The organism is Capsulimonas sp. (assembly GCF_039929585.1).
In the GTDB taxonomy this organism is placed as follows: Bacteria; Armatimonadota; Armatimonadia; order Armatimonadales; family Capsulimonadaceae; genus Capsulimonas.
Genome location: NZ_JBDSQY010000110.1, coordinates 1 through 23,866 on the forward strand (window position 1 = coordinate 1; position 23,866 = coordinate 23,866).

Sequence of the window (23,866 nt, forward strand, 5' to 3'; positions counted from 1 at the left end):
CATCCCGATACCCGGACATGCGCTGATCGATCAGGCTGTCGAAGCCCGAGATCAAAAATCCGATGCGCTTGTGACCCAGCGAAAGCAGATGATCGGTCGCGTCTTTGGCGCCCTGGTAATCATCCACCACCACATTGCTCACGCCGTCCACGGTGTGCAGGATGGAAACGCACGGCAGGCCGGTCGGCATGTGGCTGAGAACTTCCTCTGTATTTTCCTGGTTGATACTGATAAGCAGGCCGTCAATCTTGGTCCAGATACCTGGGTCGCTGTTGCCGGTCAGAAGCAGCAGCGGCAGCTGCTTTTCCGCCGCCTCGTGCTGGATGCCATCAAGCAGGTGAGCCCAAAACAGCGAACTGCTGCGCTCGATGAACCCGCCGCCCGCAAAACCGATAATGCCGTTGGCCGAAGCGCGCAGGGTCGGAGCGACAAACACCCCTCGGCCCTGCTCGCGGACGATCAAGCCATCGCGCTCTAGCAAGGCGTGGACCTTCTCGACAGTCCCCCGACTGACTTGATGCTCGTTGCGAAGTTCGACAAACGAGGGCAAACGGTCGCCCGGCTTCAGAAGTCCGCTCTCGAGATCGGAGCGCAGACGGGTCGCCAGATCGAGATATTTTGGGGTTTGCGTTTTAACGGGCATGAGACGCCGATCCCTATCAGAGAGTATGCTGACACTTATGGGGGTTTTTCCAAGTGTAACAGCAGAGTTGAGTCATTATAGGACCTATTTCGCATCCTGTCAAGGACCTCTTCACGAATGCGTCTCAACTCTGCTGGCGCACGGGAAATTAGATGATTTCCAGAGAGTCACGGCCCGGAAGCGCGGGAAATGGCGCTGTCGGAAGCGTCTGATACCAGTAAGCCACGCTCGCGATGTCGTCCTGTAAGGGCAGGTATCGATGCCCCGAGCGCCACCCCAGAGCCTGGATCGTCACCTTCAGATCCTGTGTAAATCGTACTGGATCCATGATGTGCCACCGGTACAGCCCAAAGCGCGTCTGCGAGGAATAAACGCCGTTTGGACGGATCACCTGCGGCATCCCGGCATAGGGGGTCGTGTACTCCTGGTACTGCTTGGTCACCTGGTTTTCGAAATTATACGAACCGCAGAAATAGTCTTCCGTGCCGGTGCCGCAAATTGTCGGGAACTCGCCGTCGCCGTCCAGGTAGAATTTGATTTCGCCCTCGCCCCACCAGCCGGTATTATTCACGCCCCACGCCATATACGTCCCGGCAAACTGTCCCTGCCCGGAAACTCCGTCCAAGATTGTGTACACTTCCTTGTAGGGCAGCGGGTTGACGCGGCGGAACTGCGCGTGGAAGTAAGCGGCGTCCTCCGGAACTTCCGTGAGTGTGTAATTGATCTGGTAATAAAGCGTCATCTCCTCTTCAGCGATGTTTTCAAAGGTAATCCGACACTTCTTTCGGAACGGCATTTCCCAGTAGCAGTTGAACGCCGAACCGGGGTTGACGCAGATCGCCAGCGAGGAGACAGGCGCAAATTGCCCCCACCCGCACGCGAAAAAGTCGCCCACCGGGCATTCCACCGAAGGATGTTCCTGATCGTCCCAGTAGATGCGAATGATGGAGTAGCGCCAGTTACCCGTCGGCGTCATCCAAATCTGCTGGATCGCGCCGGACCCGTCGATTTCGGCAATCGTGCTCGTTTCCTTCGAGGCGATCTTGAGATAAGGGTTGACCTTCCAGCCCACACCCAAATCCCGTGAGTTCCACGAGGCCGAGCCTTCGGTGGCCATGCCGCCCTTGCCCTTCTCCCCCGTAAAGTTTTCCGGCGAGATCGAGCGTGTCTGGGCCGAGGAAAGGCGAGAGAGATTGCCCAAATGCAGCCCCAAGCCATTAAATTGCGTCATACGTGATGTTCTCCCTGTCGTGTCGGTAAGTTCTGCAAATTGGTCTAAAATTAACCAGAAATCGCCTGCCGAATGCTAAGCTCAACCGGCGAATAATTGCCGTCCGCGCGGTCCAGCGCCATGGGGCTCTTCAGCGGCGTTGTGCGATTACACATAAATCGGGGCGCGCCCGAATGGTTCTGCGCGGCGGCGTGATAGAGAAACGGGTGGCAGAACCACACATCGCCCGGCTCCGAAGTCGTCTCCACCACACGAAGCTCCGTCCCCAGCGCGTCGGTCGTCGCTGTGTCCATGAACCGCAGGATTCTGTCCACGCCCACCCCCGATCCCTGGGTCAGCTCGGAGAGCCAGGGATGCTCCTGGCTGCATTGGGGCAGCGCGTCGCTAATCTCCATTCCCTCAGGATGCTTCGCCAAAAACCGCGCGACGATCTTGTGCGATCCCTCCGCCACCAAAGTTCCGCCGCCGCGTGAGACAACGGACGAGAAGTGCGGCAGCAGCAGCAGTCCCTGATCGGGCGACGTGACACGGTGGCGAAATTGAATCCCGTCCCAGTGCCAGCCGTTTACTGGAACATCCCAAGGCTTGTCCGCGCCGAGCGCGAAATTGACCGGCCACCAGCCCCATCCCAAGTTTTCCCCCCGGTCCGCCCAGCGCCCCTTCCCCACCAGATCCTCAATGGCGTCTTCCAGTCGCTCAGTCATGCACGCCGCAAAGACGTCGTCTGTATATCCCTCCTGAAGATGGACCATCGGCGCGGCCCATGTCCCGGGATCGTCCTTGCGAACCCCGCGCCGCGCCAGGCGATCCCAAAGAAAATCCTGAGCCTTCAGCGCCTGCTCACGCGGAAACGCCTCCTCCAATTTCACATAGCCCCGGTCGATGAACCCAGCGATCTGCTCATCCGTCAAAACCCGATTCGACATCGTGCTCCTCCTGCATCAAACGCTCAAGCGGGCTTTCATGCAAAGCGCGCCTGGCGGATAGGCGCAAGAGTTCGACGAAAAATCGCGTATTCCTCTGACAGTTGGTTGGTAATTTGTCGCCGATCAATGAGTCCAAACAGGGACCATCCATAAGAAAAGCATGCTTCGAAGCTGGAGAGAAAGAAGATGGGATAAATACTGCGGCCCTGCGTAGGAGGTAGAGGAAAGTTCGTCATGACAGAGCATGAGATCAATGAGCGCCGGGGATTTCGTCTCGTAACGCCGGATTAGCAGTCGGCATCGTGGATCTGGACGGATTGCGATTCGGTAAGGTTTGCCTTCGCGCCGCCCCGGGACGAAAGATGGTTCCAGAGGCGCACGACGACCAAGCCGGGCAGCGCCAGCAGAACGAATAGGCGCAGAAGGATATAGGCCAGCGCGACGGCGACAACCCCGAATGGCGGATTGCCCGAAGGTGAAAGAAGCACGGACATCCAGCCTGTCACGGCAAGCCAGCGTCCCAGCGCCAGATAGACGACGCAAAGTATCACACCCTGAATGATCTCGGCCCGCGCCGTCGCCGGCCGTCTTTTGGTTAATGTCCTCATGAGACCTCCTTTGGCGCCGGTTGCGCCGTCAAAAGTGCGAACAGCAGCGCATCTCCGATGGGGCCGCCGAGCAGAAATTTGTTCCCTTCGCGCGTCGATGTTGGAGCGGCGACCAGCGTCAGCGTGCTCTCCAGCTCCCGAAACAACGCCTCATCGCCATGCATGCGCGCCGAGGCAATGGCGAACGCCGTGCCGGATGTGCTCAGGCCAAAGATGACCGGCCCCGAGTCCACATCTCCCATGTCCCCCTGATATCCCGCCGGATATTCCCGTATCGCCGCAAATCCCGCCAGCTCACCGACTTGATTACGGCGTATGGCTGCAAATAGATCAGCGGACAGTTTGGGATCGACAAACGAGAGAAAATAGGCGGCGAAGAGCGTGCCCGAGGCGCGCGGCGCGCCACTGGGTTTGCCGGTTTCCGAGCTGACGCTCTGGTAAAGCATCCCAGACTTCGGGTCGAGATAGCGCGTGCGAAGGCTCGCCCCGAACGCCTTGAGGAGCGGACTGTAATCTCGTCCCGTCGCGCGCCCGGCAAGGGCAATGGAGGCGGCGGCAACGCAGTTATCCGCCGGATAGGTTTCGCCGGGGTACGTTTCGATCAGATGAGTCGGGCTCGCCGTCATACGACGGACCAGCGCCGCAGTGAACCGATCGTTGACCGCGCGATCGGGAGCGGCGGGGTCGATCCAGCGGTCATAACTGAGGACAACGTTGCTGTATCCGAGGTATCCGGCATGCCCGTTCTTGCCCGATAGTGTCTTGACGGGATCTTCACTCCAGGCCGCCGCGTCAAAACTTGCCGCATTTGGCTTCAGCACCCGCGCGCAGCACTTGCGCAGCATGGGAAGATTGCGCGCGCGGCTCTCTGGATGCGTGAGCGCGGTCTGACCGAACCCAAGCCCCGCCAATTGATAGGTCATGAGCAGCCATTCGCCATTGAACTGACTGCTGCCGGTGTGATACTGGTCGGTCCCTAAATCTTGATCGATCCATGTCGCCACGCCGCGCGCGAGGCCCTCCTGAACGTCGGCGTCGCCCCGATACAAGCGCGCGGCGTCCCGCCCGCACCAAAGATGGGGGACGATCGCTGTGGTCACGGCGAACAAGGCAACACTAACAAAAGATCGAATGATTTTGCGCCGCCGACTGGGAGACGAAGTTTTGGGAGGGGATTGCGAGCGGGAGATCGTCATGCAGTTCCTTGTGTAAGATGGACAGAAGTCCCTCATTATAACACTTTTAGAACCGAGTTAGCTTGAAGATGTGGGAAGACGGACCAGTGCGTTCGCGACCGCGTCTTCCAAAACGCGCGCCGGTTCCTGCATCGCTTGTGTCAGAGTCACTTCCCTCGCCACAAGAGGGATTGCCCCGATAAGGCCTTGCGCGCTCAGATCCTCTAGCGCATCTTGATCTACCGAGCCGCCAAAGGCGAGGACGGGGACGCCGAGCGTGCGGCTGCGAGACAGTAGACCAGAGATGGTCTTTCCCGACAGCGTTTGACGATCGATCCGGCCCTCTCCCGTCAAAATCCAATCGGCCCCGCGCGCCGTCGCCTCAAAACCGGCGGCGTCCAGCACGACATCAATGCCGGGCCGAAATTCCGCATGAAGAAAGGCAGACATGGCGGCGCCCAGGCCGCCCCCCGCTCCCGCGCCGGGTAAACCGGCGACATCGCATCCCAGGTCGCGCTTCAAGATCTCTGCGTATTGGGTTAAAGCGGCGTCCAGCTGGGCCACCATTTCAGCGTTTGCGCCCTTTTGAGGGCCGTAAACCGCGCTGGCGCCATCGGGGCCAATCAGGGGATTGCGGACGTCGGACGCCGCGATCACACGAACTTGGTTTGAGGGGAAGATGAAATTGTCTAAGTCAATGCGCGCCAACCGCGAGAGAGCGGCGCCGCCCCAGGGCAACGGCTTACCCAGGCGGTCGAGGAAGCGGACGCCGAGCGCCTGCATGGCGCCAGCGCCGCCGTCATTGGTCGCGCTGCCGCCGAGGCCGACCACGATCTCACGAACGCCGGTGTCGAGCGCGGCCTGGATCAGTTCGCCCACGCCGAATGTCGTCGTAAGGCGAGGATCGCGCGATCCTTCCGGGACCAGCGTCAATCCCGCCGCCTGCGCCATCTCCACCACCGCCCTGCCGCCGTCTGTCCCCAGCAATCCATAGATGGCCTGAACGGTCTCCCCCAGCGGACCGGTCACGGCGTGTTCAACAAGGCGGCCGCCTGTTGCGGCGGTCAAGGCTTCCGCCGTCCCTTCGCCGCCGTCGGCCAGCGGCAGCAGAACGATCTGCGCCTGCGGCCAGGCGCGGCGAACGCCCGCCGCCATCGCCTGCGCCGCTTCGCGCGCACTCAGCGAACCCTTGAACGAATCCGGCGCAATGACTACTTTCATGGGCGCCATTATACCCATCAGTGCGCGGCGATTCCGTCCAGATAGCTGCCATATCCGATGATAATGGTCGATCCGATCAGCAAAGCGAGGCCGAGTCCGATTAGGGTGTGCGTGCGCTTGCTGGTTCCAGCCCACTCTTTCAAATAAACTCCCCAGAGCATGCTGAAGATCATAATGCTCGCCATATGCAGGGTCCAGTTGGTGAAGGCAAATGTCTTACCCATCTTCGCCTGGCCCATCGTGTGAAAGAAGAACTGGAGGTACCAGATAATGCCCGCTAGCGCCGCAAATGCATAGTTGCGAATCAGTGGAACAGCAGAACCGTCAGACGCCGCTTGCGCCGTATACTCGCCCGCCGATTTATTGCGGACATTCAGGCCGACGCACCAGAGAAAATTCGTTGTGAAGCCACCCAGAAGCGCGACTATCAGTACCGGAAGCCCCTGCCAGATATCCGAGCCGCCATGCGCCAGCAGACTGGCTTTGGCGGCGTCGGCGATAGGCGTTCCCGCGTCCAGCCCAAAGGCGAGGCACGAGCTCATGATGCCCGAGAACGTCGCAATCAGCATGCCCTTTCCGAACTGGAACTCGGTAATCGAGGACTGCTTCTGTTCGCCTGTCAATTCCCGCTCTTTGGACATACCCGCCATGCCGCTGACGGCGATGCCCGCGACGCTGACCAGCACGCCCAGGAGCACATACTTGCCGGACGCGCTGCCTAGCGTTTGCCCAAGCGTGCCATGGAACAGAGGAGGAATCAACGTGCCGAAAATGGCGGTGTAGCCAAGAGCGACGGCCATGCCCAGTGCGATCCCAAGATAGCGCATCGTCAGGCCGAACGTCAATCCGCCTATGCCCCACATTGCGCCGAAAAAGTAAGTGTAGAACAGGACACTCGGCTTCGCCGTATGCAGGATCTCAAATGTCCCTGGAACCAGGATTGAAGCCATCAGTGACGGCATAAGCAGCCAGCTGAAGACGCCGCCGGTCAGCCAGTAAGTCTCCCACGACCAGCGCCGAATTTGTTTGTACGGAATGTAGAAGCTGGCTGCGGCCAATCCACCGATCCAATGCAGGATGATACCGAAAATGAAAGCAGGAGCCATATGGAGTTTCTCACTAGTTTTCTAAAAGGTTCATTGAGGTTCACCATCGAACCACGATGGAGTTAGCAGACGCGGATATGTTCGATTCCAAAGATCGCGGCGAGTTTGTCCAGCACTCCCGCGATATGCCCGACCCCGATGGCGCAGTGATGCGCGGGGCCGGCCTGGCACCAGCGATTCACGAAGTCGCGCGCGCCCAGCGAAAATCGATAACGGCTGTTCGTGTTGCCGATGTGTAGCGTCGGTCCGGCCGTCGATTCTCCCTCGGCGCTCAGCAGCTTGATCTTCCCCTGCCCGTCCTGCACCACGGACAGCAACGTGACCGGACCGTTCCGGACCTGCATCTCAATACTCAGGCCTTTGCCCGGCTTGCCATGATACACCGGCAGCGGGACTAATTTGACGGGGCCGTCAGCGATGGCGATATGCGCCGGCCCATCGTGGCCGAACATCACGATATCGTCGTCAAAGTCCATCGCGTAGAATTCCGAGAACGATCCGCCCGCGCCCAGAAGATCCATGATCTTCATCGCCTGGACATTCTTAACCTCGTATTCGCCCGCCACGGGAACGCCGTGGGCGGTGAGCAAGGAATTGCCAGCGATGACGGAGGTGACGATGTTTTCGTACTCGTTGCCGTCCCAGCCTTCGTAATAGTAGGCCAGCGAGCCGAGATCGTGGCGTTCCACCAGCCGATCCAGCGCCACGGAGGTGCGGGCGGCGCGCTCCATTTCGAACGGCTCGCACTGGGGCTGCACATCGAACTCTTTGTGGAATTGGACCAGCTTTGCGTCGACTTGCGCCGCAGTGACATCGTCGCGCAGGGCCTTCAGCTCGCACATCTCCAGCACTTCGAAATGGCAGCCGAATACAGCGGATTGCTGCGTCATATCGCTGTAGACATCGAGCATCCCGCCGTAGTAATGGCCCAGCACGCCGACCCGGTTTTGTCGCATCGCCGATGCGACTTTGGCGGCCGACACCCAGGCGTCGATCTCCGTCCAGGCGATGCGATCGTCCAGCGTTCCCGTCACGAGATGAAAGGCGATCCCCGCGCGCAGAAAAACACTGGCGATCTCCGGCGCGGAGCAGGCCTGGCAGTACGCCAGCCATTCTCCGGTCATTTTGCCGCGATCACCCAGAGCATTGAACGTTTCGTAGTCGATGGCGGAGACGGGCTGGAGATTGAGGACGACCACGGGGACGCCCGCCTTCTGCACAACTGGCAGGACGGTAGAGCTCAGCGCATAGGTAGAGATGTAAAGAAAGATGATCTCCACATCCTCACGCCGGAATAAATCCGCCGCCGCACGGGCCTTTTGCGGTGCATCGACGAGACCCGCGTCGATAATCTGAACGCCGTCTTGCATCAGTCGCTTATGGACTCGCTGCTGATATCCTTCCAGCCTTGGCCGCAGGTCCGGGAATTGCGGCCAGTAAGTCTCCAGCCCAATTCCAAACAATCCGATTTTCATTACCCGTCCTTATGCCACGGCGGCTGCAGCCGCCGTGGCGTGGAATTACATTGAAGCGATCAAATGGCGCATCGGCGCATTACCAAGTGTCGATATTGTGAAATATGATGTCACAATTATAAGAGCAGGCGATGATACGGTCAATGCAGAAAATGGCACTTTTATAGCACATTCTGATATGAAAACTAGTAACGGTAGCGAACACCCATGAAATACTATTCACGATACCTGCCGCTGAGCGATGAAGCGCGTCAGCAGAGCCTTTACGTCCTGGCAAGCGGCTATACGGTGATTCCGCCCCACACACCGTATCCACCGACCATTCACCCGGCCGACCATCAGTTCCGATGGGAGCAAGGGCGGACGCTTCAGGAGTATCAGCTGGTCTACATCGCACGCGGCAGAGGGGTCTTCGAATCCCGATCCGCAGGACGGCTCCGGATCGAAACCGGCGCGTTTTTTGTGCTATTCCCCGGTGAGTGGCACCGTTACAGCCCCGACCCAGAAACGGGATGGGACGAATACTGGATCGCCTTCCAGGGAAACACAGCGGACGCTCTCATCGCCGAGTCCACGTTGTCCTATACTGAACCGCTTCTCGGCGCGCCGCTGAGCGATCGTATCCAGTATGAATTCAATCAGATCATGGAAGAAATGCGCCGCGAGGCCATCGGATACCAACGCGTCATCGTCGTCCGCACCATGATGATCCTGGCCGCCGCCGCCGCCACCGCCATGCGCCATGGGTTTGAAGGAACCAACATCCTCGACGCCATCGAACGCGGCAAAGCCATACTCTTCGAGCAGATGGACCGAAACATCAACGTCGAGGAAATGGCCGCCACACTCGGCGTCGGCTACTCGCTCTTCCGAAAGTCCTTCCGCAAATACATCGGCATGTCGCCCGCTCAATACCATCTCGAACTCCGCCTCAACGAAGCCAGCCATCTGCTCCGCACCACCACCCTCCCCGTCGCCACCATCGCCCTTCGCGTCGGCTTCGAATCGTCCAACTACTTCTGCCGTATCTTTCGCAAAAAGACCGGCCAATCGCCCGGCGAGTACCGCGCGGTGACACAGGGCTAATTTCTATTGAATGTAATTATTGTTGAGAAGGTCTTAAGCCAAGAACGATAACATTTTTGCACACGAGAATACGCGGAAAGGTTCCAGAATGGGATATGGATTTCTCGGTATGGAGCCTGAGCCAGATCAATGGCCGCCGCTTCCGAAAAATAATATCGAGGTTCATTCTGAGCGAAGAAGGCGAACGTGGATGGATATCGCCGCGAAATGGGTCGGCTTGATATTGACAGCTTTCGCCGCAGTTTTTGCGTTATTGTATCTGTCAAATTACATTCTGATGGAGAACATGCATAAGTCTCCCCCAAGATACTCTCAGCCAATGCATCCTATCTCACCATCACTCAGGCCAACGAATTGAAACCCTCGATCTTGTAAGCAGCTTAATATCGCAGGCAGCGCGTCGGCCGTCGCAGTGCGTCCCGCGCCGTCGTGCAATAAGATGATGTCGCCGGGTTTGATGCGCGATAGAACGGCGGCGGCAATCTTGTTTGGGTCGGTCCGCTCGTAGTCGGCGGGGTCCAGGCTCCACATGACAAGCTTGATTCCGAGCTTGCGCGCTGCGGTCAGGAGGATTGGAGATTTGAAGCCGTAGGGCGGACGCAGAAGCGTGGGCGGGGCGGCTCCCGGACACGCGGCGGCGATTGCTTCCTGGGTCGCTTGTATCTCGCGCGTGATGGCGTACACAGACATCAGGACCATGGCGCGGTGGGTGTCGCCGTGGAGGGCAAGGATGTGGCCTTCCGCGGAGATGCGACGGATCAGGTCGGGATGGCGGCGGGCTTGTTCTCCGAGGACGAAGAATGTGGAGTGGGCGCCGGCGGCGGCGAGGGCGGCGAGGATGCGCGGCGTTGTGTCGGGGGACGGGCCGTCGTCGAATGTCAGCGCGACTTGGTTGTCATGATTGGGAAGATGGGTGAGGATCGGCAAGCCCCAGCGCCAGGGGGCGATGAAGATAAAGAGAAAGCATGTGGTCAGAAGTAGTGTGACGCATAGGCCGACCCAGTGATATGGCGCACCGGAGGCGGGAAGGTTAAAGAGGCGGAGGGCGAGAAACGTCAGCAAGGTTCCGGCGACGGAAAGCACGGCGACAATCGGCGCGACCGGCCCCAGGCGTTTCATTGCTCCACGATCCTTGCTTTCATGGCCGACGCCGTCAGCGCCCAGTCCATGCCGCGCGGACGGAGATACTCGCCGATCCCATATCCGGCCAGCGATATGCCATCCATCTCCCCCTCCACGTCACACAGCATGCGCAGGTAAAACGGGGCGCTATCTAATCGCTCGCGGAAACGAACGTTGGCCCGAATCCCCTCCCCCTCCACGATCAGTGAAGACGCATAGGCCAGCCCGAATGCATTCATGCGCCAACGGCCCAGGCGACATCGTGCATCCACATCGTGACGCTTCAGAACCCCATGCTCGAACAGCATGAGATCGGTATTCCATCCCCCCGTAGTGAGCCGTGTGTGGTAGATGACCAGCGTTCCGCCGCTCGGCAGCGCGCCCCGCGCCCAATACCATTCTTGGATGTCGGCGGCGAACGGCAAAACGCCGCGATTGTGGTCGTGGTAACCGTCCCCCGTGAAGGCGATCTCTTCCGTCTCATGGTTCATGGCGCTGCCCAATGCAATGCGGCCGGCGACCCGGCAGCTTGGCGCCGCCGGATGCCAGAGGTGCCTGGGGGCGACCTCCGGCGCTTCCGCGTCCATAGGAGCAGCAAGCGGCGCCGTGAAATCAAGGGATGCGCGCAGGGTCCGGCGATTGGCGTTGACGTCAGTAAGTATCAGACGATATTCCGAGGCCGTTTGTGTCAGCGACGACGGGCCAAATTGCAGGCGAAGAGGCGGCGCGGACGCCGCGTTCACCGAAGCGATGGGAAAGCGCGAGAAGTGGTAGGCATGGAGCCGCCCATGACGATACAGGGCGAAGAAGAGGCCGTTGTGGTCGAAGGGGTCGGCGGGGCGTCCCAGCGCGGCGGCGCGGTGGTACGGTGAGAAAGGGTTGCCAAGAAACCAGATGGCGGTCAAGGCGTACTCGCGACGATCGGAGACGGCGTCGAAGTACCACCACTCGTAGGCCCCAGGCGTCGCGCGCAGCCATTCGACATGAGGGATTTCTTCGGATGGGTCGAGCGCCACGTACATGTGTGGATTATACCTGGCCGCGTGATTGTCTTCGGAACCAGGGATTAAGATCCGGGTGGCGAAAAGCAGCGCGGGGTATAATGGATGCAGATGACCCCTTCGATCCTCTATCACAGCGCCGTGCTTTTCGCCACCCTCGCCATGACCGGGACGGCGGCCCTGAATTTTCTTTTTTTCCGTAAGCCGCGCGCTCTGGTCGGTGTCGCCGACAGCGACCTGCCCATGATCTCCGTTCTTGTTCCCGCGCGGAACGAGGAAGCCACGATCGAAGCGTGCGTCCAGTCGCTGCTGGCGATGAACTATCCGAACTTCGAAGTCATCGTTTTAGACGACCGCTCGCAAGACGATACCTACGACATCCTCTGCCGACTGCGCGACCGCGACCATCGGCTGCGGGTGCTCGTGGGCGCGGAGATGCCCGAGGGGTGGTACGGTAAGCCGCACGCCTGCTGGCAGCTCGCGAACGCATCGCGCGGCGAGTATCTACTCATGACCGACGCCGACTGCACGTTCACCCCGGACGCCCTGCTGCTGGCTCTGGGAGCGCAGCGCGAGTACAAAGCCGATGTGGTCTCCATGTGCCCCGATCTCAAGTGCGAAGGGTTCTGGGAGCAGATGATCATCCCGCTCCAATACTTCATCATCTTCGCCTTTCTGCCAGGGCCACTGATTCGCCTCACACCATTCCCCTGGTTCGCCGCCGCCAACGGAGCATTTCTCTTTCTCAGCCGCGAAACCTACTTTGACGTGGACGGGCACCGAGCGGTCCGCCGCCAGCTTGCCGAGGACATCAAGTTTTCGCAGCATGTGAAGCGATGCGGCAAGACGCTCTGGTACGGCGACGGCTCGCGCACCTACGCCGTGCGGATGTACCACGGGCTAGCGGAAGTCTGGGCAGGCTTCTCGAAGAACATCTTCCCCGCCTTCTCGCGTGATTTGCCTCTGCTCAGCGTCGTCCTCGTTTTTCTCTTTTGTACACTTGTCCTGCCGGCGCCTCTCGCCATCTGGAGCTGGGCGCGCCATCGCCCCTGGGAGAACCTGGCGCTGGCGGCGTACTTACTGACCGTCGCCGTCCGGTTCGGCCTGAGCCTGCGATTTCCCGGCGCTCCCGCCTGGGCGGCGCCGCTGCTGCCTCTCGGCTGGCTGTCGGTAATCGGCATCGCGATCAACTCGATACGCCAGGCGTACTCCAAATCCGGCAATACTTGGAAGGGCCGAAGTTATCCCAAGCGCTAATTTTTTTTCGCTCGTTTGCCATAACTCGATTTACTCCGGGGAATATAGGCTCTGGCGCAGGAACTTAATGGCGCACGGTTTATAGTCTCTCAAAAGAGCTTAGAAGGAAAATCAACCATGGCAGAAGATGTGAAGGAGCAGCTGCTCCGCTACTTGAACGATGCTCACGCTGCGGAAGATGGCGGCGTCGCCTCTCTGAAAGATATCGCTGCGGAAGCGACCGATGCGGATGTCCGCACCGCGATCACCGAGCACATCGCCGTTTCGCAGTCGCAGGCGGATCGCCTGAAGGCCCGCATCCTGGCGCTAGGCGGCGACAAGGCCGAAGGCAAGAGCCTGATCAACACCATCATCGGCAAGGGCAGCGACCTGCTCAACATTTTCCACGACAAAGCCGACAAGCAGACGCAGGACATCATCAAGGCGTACTCGCTGGAGCACTTCGAGATCGGCATGTACACGTCGCTGAAGGCCTTCGCGGACGCCATCGGCGACCATGAGACTGCGCAGCTTGCGGATACGATCATGGGCGAGGAGCAGCTCGCCGCCGAGCGCCTTCTGCGCCTGATCCCGCAGGTCGCCAAGCTGGCGGTCCCGCAGAGCTCCACGACGAGCGCGAACATTTAATCGCGCCCCGTCGTCCAACACGCAGCAGCATGGCGTAGCCGCCCCGCTGCTGCGTTTTTTTGTTTATTGGGTAAACTAAAAGGCGACCACCCAGGGAAGGAACAGGGATTTTGATACTACGACGTCACCATAGATCGACCGTTCTCGGCGCCGCCGCGCTGATGGCTATTGCGGTCGCCGCGCCCAGCATCGGCGCGCATGCCGCGCCTGCGGCTCAGCAGGGGCCACTGGGACCAAAACTCACCCCAGCGCAGGAGACCAAGGCGAACGCGCGCCGCGCGAAGATGGATGCGGACTTGAAGGCGCTGAACGCCAGCAAGACGCTGACTCCCACGCAAAAGCAAGCAAAGTTTCTGAAACTAAAGACGGCTTATGAGTCCGACATGCTGGACATCCTGAATCCGGAGCAGCGCAAGAAATTCCTTGCCGACAAGTCTCGCGCCATGGCCATTGACGCCAAGAAGCGCGCCACCTTCACCAAGCTCATGACCGAGAGCCAGAAGATCGGCAAGCAAATCAACGACTCGATGACCGCCGATCAGAAAAAGCAGCTGGCGTCCATCAAAGCCGCAACAGGCGCGCAGGCCAAGGCCATTGCTGACGACAAATCGATCGCGCCGGAGGCAAAGAAGCCTAAGTTCGACGCGCTCGAAAAGGAATTCGAGGGAAAAGTCATGGCGATCATGACCCCAGAGCAGCAAAAACTGTTCCAGCGTCTGCTGGCGATCCAGTCGGAGAAGTTCTAACTCAGCGGCGATAAAACATAAGGCCCGGAGGCATTGCCTCCGGGCCTTTCGTGTGTCTGGATGGACTAAAATTCGAACGCTTCGTCCAGCCGCCGCAGAAGGTCCAGCAGCTCGACGATCTCATCGGGCAGCGGCGCGTGGAACTGTTTGCGCTGCTTGGTGCGTGGGTGGTCGAAGCTCAGGAAGTGGGCGTGCAGCGCCTGGCCGTGAAGAGACGCGAGCGAGGCGTTCAGGGTTTGCAGGGGCGCGCCGCGCAGCAGGTCGGCGGAGACTTTGCGCAGGCCGCCGTAGGTGGAATCGCCCACCACGGGATAGCCGGCGAACGCCGAGTGCACGCGGATCTGATGCGTGCGTCCCGTCTGCAGGATCGCCTCGATCCAGGAAAACTCAACTAAGTGTTCGAGAAGGCGCACTTCGGTGACCGCCTGGCGCACGGCCTTGGGAAGGCTGGTCTGGGACGCGGGACCGACCATGCCGCCCTCTTCATAGACGGTCATGCGCTTGCGGTCCACGGGGTGCCGGGTGATCGGTGCGTCGATCACGGCATGCTTGAACGGCAGTCGCCCCCAGAGCAGCGCATTGTATTTGCGGACGGCGGTGCGCGCCGCGATCTGCTTGGACAAGCTCTCGTGCGCCAGATCGTTCTTGGCGACGACCAGCAGGCCCGATGTGTCCTTGTCCAGACGATGCACGATCCCCGGACGCTGCGTGCCGCCAATGCCTGATAGGTCTTTGCAATGCGCAAGCAGCGCGTTCACGAGCGTGCCCGTCTCCGCGCCGGGAGCAGGATGCACGACTAAGCCCTTTTGCTTGTTCACGACGATCAGGTCTTCGTCTTCGTAAACAATGTCCAGCGGGATGTTTTCGGGCTCGGCGTTCTCCAGCGGCCGCGCTGCGGGGACGTCGATCGTGATCTCGTCGCCCATGCGCGTGCGATAATTCGACTTGCCCGGCTCGCCGTTGACCTGCACGGAGTGCATAGCAATCAGCTTTTGAATACGCGCCCGCGAAAAGTGCGTCAGGCGGTCGGCGAGAAAGACGTCCAGGCGAACATTGGATTCTTCGGGCGAGATAAGAAGGCTTTCCATTTAATGACCCGCGACCTCAAGCGCGGCGGTATTCCCAGGCGACGAGCGGCGTCCCACGCGGCGCAGTACGGCCAATCCGACTCCGGCCAGGGCAATCATCGATAAGCATAAAAACTGCACATCGGTCAAACCCCAGGCCACAACAGTGGATGTCACGCCTCCTCGCCAGATTTCCATCAAAAATCGTTCCGTAGCGCTAAGAATAATATACCAGCATAACAGCTGTCCGTCAAACGCCTTGCGCCGTTCGAGCCAGACAAGCACTCCGAAGAAGATCAGACTAAGGATCGTGGAGTACATCTGGGTCGGATGCGAGGGAACGGTCCAGTGCCCCTGTCCATCCTCGTTGAAGCGTATGCCCCACGGCATGGTTGTCGGAGCGCCGTAGCAGCAGCCGTTAAAGAAACACCCGATCCGTCCGATCGCGTAGCTGAGCATCACCGAGGGCGCGAACAGATCCGTAATCTTGAGAATCGAAATACGGCGGATGAGGCAGAAGACAATCAGCGCCAGCAGGCCGCCGAACAGCGCGCCATGGAACGAAAGACCGCCATTCCAGATCTCCAGACCAGACAAGGGATGGTCGCGATACGATGACCAATCCACGATGATGAACATCAGACGCGCGCCGGCGATGCCGGCGAGGATCATCCATGTGCCGGCGTCCAAGATGGCGTCCACGGGAACATCGCCCGGTTCGCCCTTCTGTCGGCGCGCCGCCGCGACGGCGCGCCAGATACCGACGGCGAACGCCAGCATCATCATCACGCCGAACGTGTGGACTGCGTAGCCGCCCGGCGCCGCTCCAATGCGAAACAGGATGGGATGCATGGGTTCCTTACTTTTCTTCCGCAGTCATGGCGATAGGCTGCGCCGATGCGGGGGCTGGCGCCGACCAGAAACGCCATGCCAGCAGCGCGACGCCCGTACAGATCGCAGCGTCGGCGATGTTGAAGACCGGCCAGTGATGCGAGCCGACATAAACGTCGAGGTAATCCACCACATAATGCAGGCGAACACGGTCGATCAAATTGCCGAGGGAGCCTCCCAGCGGCAGAGCGAGCCCCAGGGCGAGACGCGCCGGGTAAGGGGGCTGCGCGCGAACGAGATAATAAACGATCGCCGCCGCCGCCGCGATGGCGGCGAGCGAAAGCAGCTGCGTTCCCTGCGGCAGAATGCCGAACGCGCCGCCGGTGTTGCGGACGTAGGTCAGATCCAGCAATCCATGGATTACCGGGCGGCTTTCACCGATGGCGAAGCCGCGCAGGACGATCTGCTTGGCCCACTGGTCGGCCGCCACAATGGCGGCCGCCAGCAGAAGAATGGCGGGACGGTTCAAAGCGCCTCTTCCTGCTCCACCGTGGTCACGGCGTACGGCAGGGCCTCCAGACGCTCGATCGGGATCGGCGTCCCATCGACATCGGACTTGCCGTAGGTCCCCTCGTCGATCTTCATCAGAGCGCGGTTGATCTTGGCGAGAAGACGATCCAGGTTCTCCACGGCGGCGACATCGCGGTCGCGGTCGTACAGCAGCGTGGCTTCGTCCGCCATGTCATTGCTATCGGCGTTCGAAAGCTCGCCGGATTGATCCGCCATCGAGCCGCCGCGTGTGTCGCTATTATAAGAAGCCCGTTCGTCTTCGATCCGGGTCTTTTCTTCCAGCAGCACTTTCTTGAAGTGCGCTAATTTTGTCTCATTCATGTTGTGGGCGTTCCTTTGTGCTATTTCTCAAGCCGGCGCGCGACAATATCGCCGTCCGTAATTGTTTCCGCCCGCCAGGCGCGCGCGCATCCGCCGGAGCAGATCGCCGCCGGATCGTCCCCACCCTCTTTGATGGCGACCCAGCAGCGGGCGCACTTGGCGCCCGGCGCCGCGCCGTTGTTCAGAACGTCCACGCCGGGATTCGTTCTTCCCTTTCGCAGCGTCACTTCCGAGACGAGCAGCAGCGCGGGCAGTTGGTTCATATACGGGGTCAGCGTTTCAAACGTCTCCGCGTCGGCCGTGATCGTCAGCGCCAGCTCCAGCCGCTTCTTCACCCCTTCGAGCGCCTTGTTGACTTCATCACGCACGCCCAGCAGTTTGCTCCAGCGCTCGGCGAGTTCGGAATCTTGGAACTCCGGACGATCCGAAGGCAGGTCGGCTAGCTGCACCGAGACAGGCTTGTTCGGCATTTTGAGCTTTTGCCAGACTTCTTCCGCCGTGAAGGACAGAATGGGCGAGAGCAGACGCGTCAGCGTGGAGGCGATCTCAAAGAGGGTCGTCTGCGCCGCGCGCCGCTCCGGGGAGTTGGCGCCGTACGAATACAGTCTATCCTTAATCACGTCGAAATAAAACGCCGAGAAATCCGCCGTACAAAGTCCCAGTACGTTCTGGATGACCTTCTGGAACTCGTAGTCCTCATAAGCCTGAACAGACGAGCGCGTCACTTCGTTCAATCGGTGCAGCGCCCAGCGGTCGATCTCCGGCAATTCGGCGTAAGGAACGGCATGGAGCGCCGGATCGAAGTCATCCGCCGAATGCACATAAAGATTGCTCAGCGCAAAGCGCAGCGAGCCACGCAGCGATCGATACGTTGTCGAGACTTGATCCAGCATCTTCTCGCCAACGCGCACGTCGCCGAAGTAGTCCGTCGAGCTCACCCAGAGGCGCAGCACATCGGCGCCGTATTTGTCGCACACAGTGCTTGGGGCAACGCCGTTCATCGCCGACTTCGACATCTTGCGGCCATTCTCATCCAAAGTCCAGCCGTTGGTCACGACCTGCTTGAACGGCGCCTTGCCGGTCACGGCCATGCCGATCATCAGCGACGAGTTGAACCAGCCGCGATGCTGATCGCCGCCTTCCAGATATACGTCGGCGGGATACGACAATTCCGGCCACTGCCCCAGCACCGTCTGATTGGTCGCTCCGGAGTCAAACCAGACATCGAAGATATCGGTTTCCTTGGTGAACTCCGTCTCGCCCGTCTCCGGATGCGCAAAGCCCGCCGGCAGGATATCCTTGGCGTCTCGCTCAAACCAGGCGTCCGTGCCATGCTCGGCGACGAGATCGCGAACGGCTAAGATACTCTCCTTTGCCAGAAGCGGCGTCCCTGAGGGTTGTGCATAGAACACAGGAATACCGACGCCCCACGAGCGCTGCCGAGAGATGCACCAGTCCGGGCGTCCCGCCACCATAGGCCTCATCCGATCGATGGATTCCTTCGGGTACCACTTCACGCCTTCAATCGCCTTGAGACACTTCTCGCGATGCCCGTTGTGGTCGATGTTCACGAACCACTGGACCGTCGCACGGAACACCAGAGGGTCCTTCGAACGCCATCCGTGCGGATAGGAGTGCAGAATCTCCTCCAGCGCCAGCAGCGCGCCCGCTTCGGCGAGGTTATCCAGCACGAGCTGCGCGCCTTCTTTTTTGCGCAGTCCAGTAAACGGCGCGCCGGCGTCCTCGTTGAAGTAGCCGTCACCCGTTAGGATTTGCAGCACGGGCAGATTATATTTCTGGCCCGTCAGGAAGTCGTCCTTACCATGTCCGGGAGCTGTATGCACGACGCCTGTACCGTCGCCCGTCGTGACGTAATCGGCCAGAACCAAAGGCGCGACGCGGTTGAACAAGGGATGCTCGAAGATCAAGTTCTTGAGATCGGCGCCCTTGTGAGTGCTCAGCACCTTCCACCCGGTAAAGTTTGCGGCGGCCATCACGACGCCGAGGCGATCGGCGGCCACTAAGTAGCGCCGGTCCTCGTGCTCGATCACGGCGTATTCGATATCCGGGCCAGCGGCGACGGCGACGTTGGCGGGGATGGTCCACGGTGTAGTCGTCCAGATCACCGTGTAGCACTTCGACGCATCGGCGTCCGCGCCAAAGATGCCGTCCCTGTCGGAGCGCAGCCCGAACCGCACGTAGATCGACGGGTCCTTGACGTCCTTGTACTCGATCTCCGCCTCGGCGAGAGCCGTTTCATCGACCAGCGACCAATAAACGGGCTTGAGTCCGCGATAGATATAGCCCTTCTCGACCATATCCGCGAAGACTTCCAGCTGCTTTGCCGCCATCTTCGGGGTCATCGTGAGGTACGGACGCGCCCAGTCGCCGCGAATGCCTAAACGCTGGAACTGCTCGGATTGCTTCCCGACCCACTCCGTCGCCACTTCGCGGCAGCGCTCGCGGATCTCAACAGGCGTCGGAACATAGTTCTTCTCGCGGAACTCCTTAGCCACTAAGACTTCGATCGGCAGGCCGTTGTTGTCCCATCCGGGGATGTAAGGCGTCGCGTAGCCCTGCATCGACCGGAACTTCATGATCACGTCTTTTAAGATTTTATTGAAGGCGTGACCGATGTGGATATTACCGTTCGAGAAGGGAGGCCCGTCGTGCAGAATAAACGTCCCAAGCGGCGGAGACTCAAGCGATTTGGCGTAAACTTGCTCGGTCTTCCAAAAATCCAGGATCGCCGGTTCGCGCTTCGCGAGGTTGGCGCGCAGGGGAATGCTCAGTGCGTTGGTATCGACGCCGTCGGGGTTCTTGACATCGGGCTTGGGGACATTCAGCGTTTGGCTGTAGTCGGGCTTCTTCTCGGGTTCAGTCATAATGTTCCTGGTTCGTCTCAGACGTTACTTTGTCTTCGAGCTTTGTCTCAGATCTTGTCGTGTGCGTTCACCGCCGCGAGGAATTCGCCCAGGGCGTCCTCCCACGGACGGATCACATCTTTGTGCTGCAATTCCAATGCATAGCGCCGCAGGACGCTGTTCTTAGGACGCCGGGTCGGCGTGCCGAACTTAGTCGCGGTCTCTTCAGATGTCAGCGCATGGACCGGAACGTCCGGCATTCCCGCAAGCTTCAAAATCTCGCTCGCGAAGCCATGCCAGCTCGTCCGCCCCGCGTTACAGACATGATAGACGCCATAGAGCGGCGTCTGAATAATCTGATACGCCGTTTCTAAGAGATCCCGCGTAAAGGTCGGCGCGCCAAATTGGTCCGCGACCACAAACAACTCGCCCTGCGACTTGGCCCGCTCCATAATGGTGTATGGAAAATTGCGTCCATGTGTCCCATATAGCCACGAAGTCCGCAAAACATAAGTCCGAGCACAGGATTGCATCGCCATTCGCTCGCCCGCGAGCTTGGACGCCCCGTAATGGCTCAATGGATTCGGCGTATCAAACTCGGTATACGGCCCGTCCTTCGTCCCATCGAACACAAAGTCCGTGGAGATTGCGACAAGCATGGCGCCGACTTCCTGCGCCGCCGTCGCCACACACCAGCTTCCTAAAGCGTTCGCCGCGTAGGCCGCATCAGGGTCGCGTTCGCAGCCGTCCACGTTGGTCATCGCCGCACAGTGCAGGACTAAATCCGGCCGATGCGCCTGCATCACGGCGCGCACGGAGGCGTAATCCTTGATGTTCAGCGCTTCGCTGCCGCTGCCCTCCAAAGGCCGCTGGTCAGTCGCAATCACTTGATGGCCGTGCGCCGCGAAAAACGCGCGCGCATCCGTCCCTAACATTCCGCCGGCGCCGGTGATGAGTACTCGCATTGGCGTATATTATACAAGAAGAGGGAGGGAGGCGTCAATGTGGGGAGGTGAGATCTATTCTCGGGCGCTTGGGTAAGCTTTCCCTAGGGCCTTCGGGCGCTGCCTAACCCCCTATCGAGCTTTAGCTCGATGGGGGGATAGGCGAATCTACTTCACCGCCACATACTTCCCGGTATACGTTCCCGCGATTACGAGCGCGCCCGTCCCTGGATGCAGGTACTTCTTCGCAGCGGCGTTGACCTTGTCCACGGTCACGGCGTTGTAGTAGGTGTTGCGCTTCTGGATGTAATCCAGGCCCAGGCCGTAGACCTGCGCCACGAGCAATTGTCCTGCAACGGCGCCGTTCGTGGAGAGCGTGACCGGGTAGGAGCCGGTCAGGAAAGACACCGCGTCTGTAACCTCATCTTTGGTAACGCCCTTGTCATGGATCATCTGAACCTGGCTCAGCGTCTCTTCGACCGCTTTATCGACATTGGCGGGGTTGCTTCCTAACTGGACCGAGAACGGCCCCTCGCCCAGGCTGGCGTCGTCCGCAGCGTAAATGCCGTAGACCAGTCCCATCTTGTCGCGAACGCTCGTCGCGAGGCGCGAGGAAAGGCCGCCGCCGCCGCCGAGGATCGTGTCCAGTACGATCACCGTGTAGAAGTCTGGATCGCTGCGCTTGAGACCGCCAGGGAAGCCGTAGCGGACATCCACCTGCGCTTTGTCGGCCATGGGAATGACCGTAGTCTGGTACGCGGCGGCTCCGGCGGCAATGGTCGGAATGGAGACATCGGTCAAGTCGCCCTTCTTTGCCCAATCGCCGAAGTACTTCTTCACACCATCGATCGCCGTCTGCGTATCGACGTCGCCGACAATCGTCAAAACAAGTTTGTCAGGCGCGTAGTGCGCGGCGTAAAACGCGGCGAGTTCATCGCGCGTCAGTGATTTGATCAGCGCCCCCTGCTCGTCGAGCGTCGGGGAGCTATACGGATGTCCTTTGGGATAAAGGGCGTTGGCGAAGGCGATCTCGGCAAGGGTTCCAGTGTCGTCCTTGGCCTCTTCGATGCCGGCCAGCGACTGCGCGCGCGCTTTCTCCAGTTCGTCCGCCGGGAACGCCGGGTGGCGCAGCTCGTCGGACAGGACCTCGAGCAGGGTGTCGAAGTTCTTGGACAGACCGTGCGCGCCAAGGGACGCATATTCATCGCCGCCGCCGATGGAGACGGACGATCCGCCGCCTTCCAGGATCTTGGCGATGTCCAGCAGCGAGCGGGTTTGCGTGCCGCGCGAAAGCTGCGACGCCGTGAAATCGGCGAGACCGCGCTTGTCGGCGGGATCGAAAACGGCGCCGGCGCTCAGCAGCGCGCCGCCGATGGAGACAGTCGGCGTGGCGTGATTCTCCTGAACGACCAGCGTCAGGCCGTTGTCCAGCACGACCTTGGTCGGCAGTGCGCCCTTCGCGGGGGCGGCGTCCGCAGTCGCCATTACCGACGCGGGACGCGTGGCGGCGGGCCGCGATAGATGGTAGTCACCCAGGTTCAGTTTCGCGGACTGGGATTCGATGAACTGGGCGACCGGGGATGTGGGCGCGCCGCCGCCGCCGGGAGCGCCTGCGGCGCGGACCGGCTCGAAGTAACCGATGGTGCGGTTGCGCTCGACCAGATACTTTTGGGCCACGCGCTGCACGTCCGCCTTGGTCACCTTGCGCAGATTCTCCAAGTAATATTCGCCGCGACGCCAGTCACCCTTCATGGCGTCTTCGCCAAGTTGGCTGCCCTGCGCCGAAACGGATTCCTTGCCGAAGATATAACCCGCCTCGGCTTGATTGAGCGCGCGCGCCAGCTCTTCGTCGGTGATCTGCTCCGTCTTGACCTTATCAAGTTCCGCCAGCAGCGCTTTCTCCAGTTCGGCGTTGGTGTGGCCGGGCTGCGCCGAGGCTCCAACCATGACCATATCAGGATCACGCAGACCATAATCGTAGGCCGCTGCATCCGAGGCCAGTCCGGTCTGCACGAGATTCTGGAAGAAGCGCGCGGTGCGACCGCCGCTCAGCGCCGTCTCCAGCACATCCAGCGCATACCGGTCCGGGTCATTGATCCCCGGAATGTGATATGTCATCAGCATCTGCGGCGTCGTTCCCGCCCGTGAGACCGTCACACGTCGCTCGCCTTCCTGGACAGGTTCGGGAGTTAGAAAGTGTTCGGAAACAGGATGAGACTTGATCGATCCGAAGTACTTGCGCACCATGTCTACAGCCTTCGCGGTGTCGATGTCGCCGACAATCACGACGGTGGCGTTGTTGGGCGTATAGTAGTTCTTGTAATAGTCGTACATCTCGTCGCGCGTGAAGTTCTCGATGTCCGACCGGAATCCGATCGTCTCCCATCGGTATGGATGTACTTGATCGGCCGAAAGGCGCGTCGCCTTTGTGAGCGCGCGGCCGGGATTGTTCTCACCGGCTTCGTATTCCGAACGCACGACCGTCATTTCTTTTTGATGCTGGGCTTCGTCGTAAAGCGAATTGACCATGCGGTCCGACTCGATCTTCATCGCCGTCTCTAATCGATCCGCCGCGAGTGTCTCGTGATACTCGGTCCGATCATAAGAGGTAGAAGCGTTGAATTCAGCGCCGTTGGCCTGCAAGGTAGAGCTGATGACGCCGGGGCCGCGCGACTTGGTCCCCTTGAACATCATGTGCTCCATCAGGTGGCTCATACCGGTCTGACCGACCTGCTCGTTGACCGAGCCGACCTTATACCAGACGGAGAAATAGACAACGGGAGCTGCATGCACTTCCTTGGTCAGGATCGTCAGACCGTTGGGAAGCGTGGTCTCTTGAATGCCGTTGACAAGCATCGGCTTGCCGGCCGCCTTGTTGGCCTGGGTCGTGGCGGCGGCAGTCGGGGCGGTTTGCTCCTGCGCCTGCGCGGTTACGCTGGGAAATAGCACGCAGCTGAGAAGAGCGAACGGGATCAACGCGGTCGATTTCGTCATGATGCCTTACGTCCTGTCTATGGGTTGGGATTTGAAACTGAGATCGGGATT

Annotated in this window: 21 protein-coding genes; 4 read left to right on the top strand and 17 right to left on the bottom strand. The window is 60.1% G+C overall.

The window, feature by feature from the left end; translation table 11 throughout:
- The 8 genes from ABIZ35_RS07790 to ABIZ35_RS07825 form a co-directional block, all read right to left on the bottom strand.
- Window positions 1-643 (bottom strand): GntR family transcriptional regulator (locus ABIZ35_RS07790; RefSeq protein ID WP_348219318.1); only part of this gene is annotated, 643 nt, incomplete at its 3' end.
- Between the two features lie 148 nt (window positions 644-791).
- Window positions 792-1,874, bottom strand: coding sequence for a glycoside hydrolase family 172 protein (locus ABIZ35_RS07795; RefSeq protein ID WP_348219319.1), 1,083 nt, complete (start codon window positions 1,872-1,874; stop codon window positions 792-794).
- Between the two features lie 50 nt (window positions 1,875-1,924).
- Window positions 1,925-2,800 carry a hypothetical protein gene (locus ABIZ35_RS07800; RefSeq protein WP_348219320.1) on the bottom strand — a complete coding sequence of 292 codons (876 nt, stop codon included), beginning with the start codon at window positions 2,798-2,800 and terminating at the stop codon, window positions 1,925-1,927.
- 287 nt (window positions 2,801-3,087) lie between these two features.
- Complete coding sequence (locus ABIZ35_RS07805; protein ID WP_348219321.1) at window positions 3,088-3,408, bottom strand: hypothetical protein; 321 nt, start codon at window positions 3,406-3,408, stop codon at window positions 3,088-3,090.
- Window positions 3,405-4,604 carry a hypothetical protein gene (locus tag ABIZ35_RS07810; RefSeq protein ID WP_348219322.1) on the bottom strand — a complete coding sequence of 400 codons (1,200 nt, stop codon included), beginning with the start codon at window positions 4,602-4,604 and terminating at the stop codon, window positions 3,405-3,407. Before ABIZ35_RS07810 ends, ABIZ35_RS07805 begins: the two co-directional genes overlap by 4 nt.
- Before the next feature lie 57 nt (window positions 4,605-4,661).
- Complete coding sequence (locus ABIZ35_RS07815; protein ID WP_348219323.1) at window positions 4,662-5,804, bottom strand: glycerate kinase; 1,143 nt, start codon at window positions 5,802-5,804, stop codon at window positions 4,662-4,664.
- Window positions 5,805-5,821: 17 nt separating this feature from the next.
- Window positions 5,822-6,910 carry an L-rhamnose/proton symporter RhaT gene (gene rhaT, locus ABIZ35_RS07820; RefSeq protein ID WP_348219324.1) on the bottom strand — a complete coding sequence of 363 codons (1,089 nt, stop codon included), beginning with the start codon at window positions 6,908-6,910 and terminating at the stop codon, window positions 5,822-5,824.
- A 62-nt stretch (window positions 6,911-6,972) separates the two neighbouring features.
- Window positions 6,973-8,385 carry an L-fucose/L-arabinose isomerase family protein gene (locus ABIZ35_RS07825; RefSeq protein WP_348219325.1) on the bottom strand — a complete coding sequence of 471 codons (1,413 nt, stop codon included), beginning with the start codon at window positions 8,383-8,385 and terminating at the stop codon, window positions 6,973-6,975.
- Between the two features lie 207 nt (window positions 8,386-8,592).
- Here ABIZ35_RS07825 and ABIZ35_RS07830 point away from each other — a divergent pair, with 207 nt between their 5' ends.
- Window positions 8,593-9,471, top strand: a complete 879-nt coding sequence (locus ABIZ35_RS07830) for an AraC family transcriptional regulator (RefSeq protein ID WP_348219326.1) — start codon at window positions 8,593-8,595, stop codon at window positions 9,469-9,471.
- 312 nt (window positions 9,472-9,783) lie between these two features.
- Here the strand turns inward: ABIZ35_RS07830 and ABIZ35_RS07835 are convergent, their stop codons facing one another.
- Entirely contained in the window at window positions 9,784-10,590 is an 807-nt protein-coding gene (locus ABIZ35_RS07835) for a polysaccharide deacetylase family protein (RefSeq protein ID WP_348219327.1), read from the bottom strand.
- Window positions 10,587-11,615, bottom strand: coding sequence for a hypothetical protein (locus ABIZ35_RS07840; protein ID WP_348219328.1), 1,029 nt, complete (start codon window positions 11,613-11,615; stop codon window positions 10,587-10,589). Before ABIZ35_RS07840 ends, ABIZ35_RS07835 begins: the two co-directional genes overlap by 4 nt.
- An 84-nt stretch (window positions 11,616-11,699) precedes the next feature.
- Here ABIZ35_RS07840 and ABIZ35_RS07845 point away from each other — a divergent pair, with 84 nt between their 5' ends.
- From ABIZ35_RS07845 to ABIZ35_RS07855, 3 genes are all read left to right on the top strand, one after another.
- A complete protein-coding gene (locus tag ABIZ35_RS07845; RefSeq protein ID WP_348219329.1) occupies window positions 11,700-12,851 on the top strand; it encodes a glycosyltransferase in 1,152 nt (383 codons plus the stop codon).
- Window positions 12,852-12,968: 117 nt separating this feature from the next.
- The gene (locus ABIZ35_RS07850; RefSeq protein ID WP_348219330.1) at window positions 12,969-13,478 is read left to right on the top strand and encodes a DUF892 family protein; all 510 of its coding nucleotides are present in this window, start codon (window positions 12,969-12,971) and stop codon (window positions 13,476-13,478) included.
- A gap of 110 nt (window positions 13,479-13,588) precedes the next feature.
- Entirely contained in the window at window positions 13,589-14,224 is a 636-nt protein-coding gene (locus ABIZ35_RS07855) for a hypothetical protein (RefSeq protein WP_348219331.1), read from the top strand.
- Window positions 14,225-14,289: 65 nt separating this feature from the next.
- Here the strand turns inward: ABIZ35_RS07855 and ABIZ35_RS07860 are convergent, their stop codons facing one another.
- The 7 genes from ABIZ35_RS07860 to ABIZ35_RS07890 form a co-directional block, all read right to left on the bottom strand.
- Entirely contained in the window at window positions 14,290-15,312 is a 1,023-nt protein-coding gene (locus ABIZ35_RS07860) for an RluA family pseudouridine synthase (protein ID WP_348219332.1), read from the bottom strand.
- Entirely contained in the window at window positions 15,313-16,143 is an 831-nt protein-coding gene (gene lgt / locus ABIZ35_RS07865) for a prolipoprotein diacylglyceryl transferase (protein WP_348219333.1), read from the bottom strand.
- Between the two features lie 7 nt (window positions 16,144-16,150).
- Window positions 16,151-16,651: a signal peptidase II gene (gene lspA, locus ABIZ35_RS07870; protein WP_348219334.1), complete on the bottom strand. Its 501-nt coding sequence runs from the start codon at window positions 16,649-16,651 to the stop codon at window positions 16,151-16,153.
- Window positions 16,648-17,013 carry a hypothetical protein gene (locus ABIZ35_RS07875; protein WP_348219335.1) on the bottom strand — a complete coding sequence of 122 codons (366 nt, stop codon included), beginning with the start codon at window positions 17,011-17,013 and terminating at the stop codon, window positions 16,648-16,650. The genes lspA and ABIZ35_RS07875 overlap by 4 nt, the downstream gene beginning before the upstream one ends.
- Window positions 17,014-17,033: 20 nt before the next feature.
- Window positions 17,034-19,898, bottom strand: coding sequence for an isoleucine--tRNA ligase (gene ileS, locus ABIZ35_RS07880; protein WP_348219336.1), 2,865 nt, complete (start codon window positions 19,896-19,898; stop codon window positions 17,034-17,036).
- A 47-nt stretch (window positions 19,899-19,945) separates the two neighbouring features.
- Window positions 19,946-20,842 carry a dTDP-4-dehydrorhamnose reductase gene (gene rfbD, locus ABIZ35_RS07885; protein ID WP_348219337.1) on the bottom strand — a complete coding sequence of 299 codons (897 nt, stop codon included), beginning with the start codon at window positions 20,840-20,842 and terminating at the stop codon, window positions 19,946-19,948.
- A gap of 147 nt (window positions 20,843-20,989) precedes the next feature.
- Window positions 20,990-23,815, bottom strand: a complete 2,826-nt coding sequence (locus ABIZ35_RS07890; protein ID WP_348219338.1) for a pitrilysin family protein — start codon at window positions 23,813-23,815, stop codon at window positions 20,990-20,992.
- Between the last annotated feature and the right edge of the window lie 51 nt (window positions 23,816-23,866).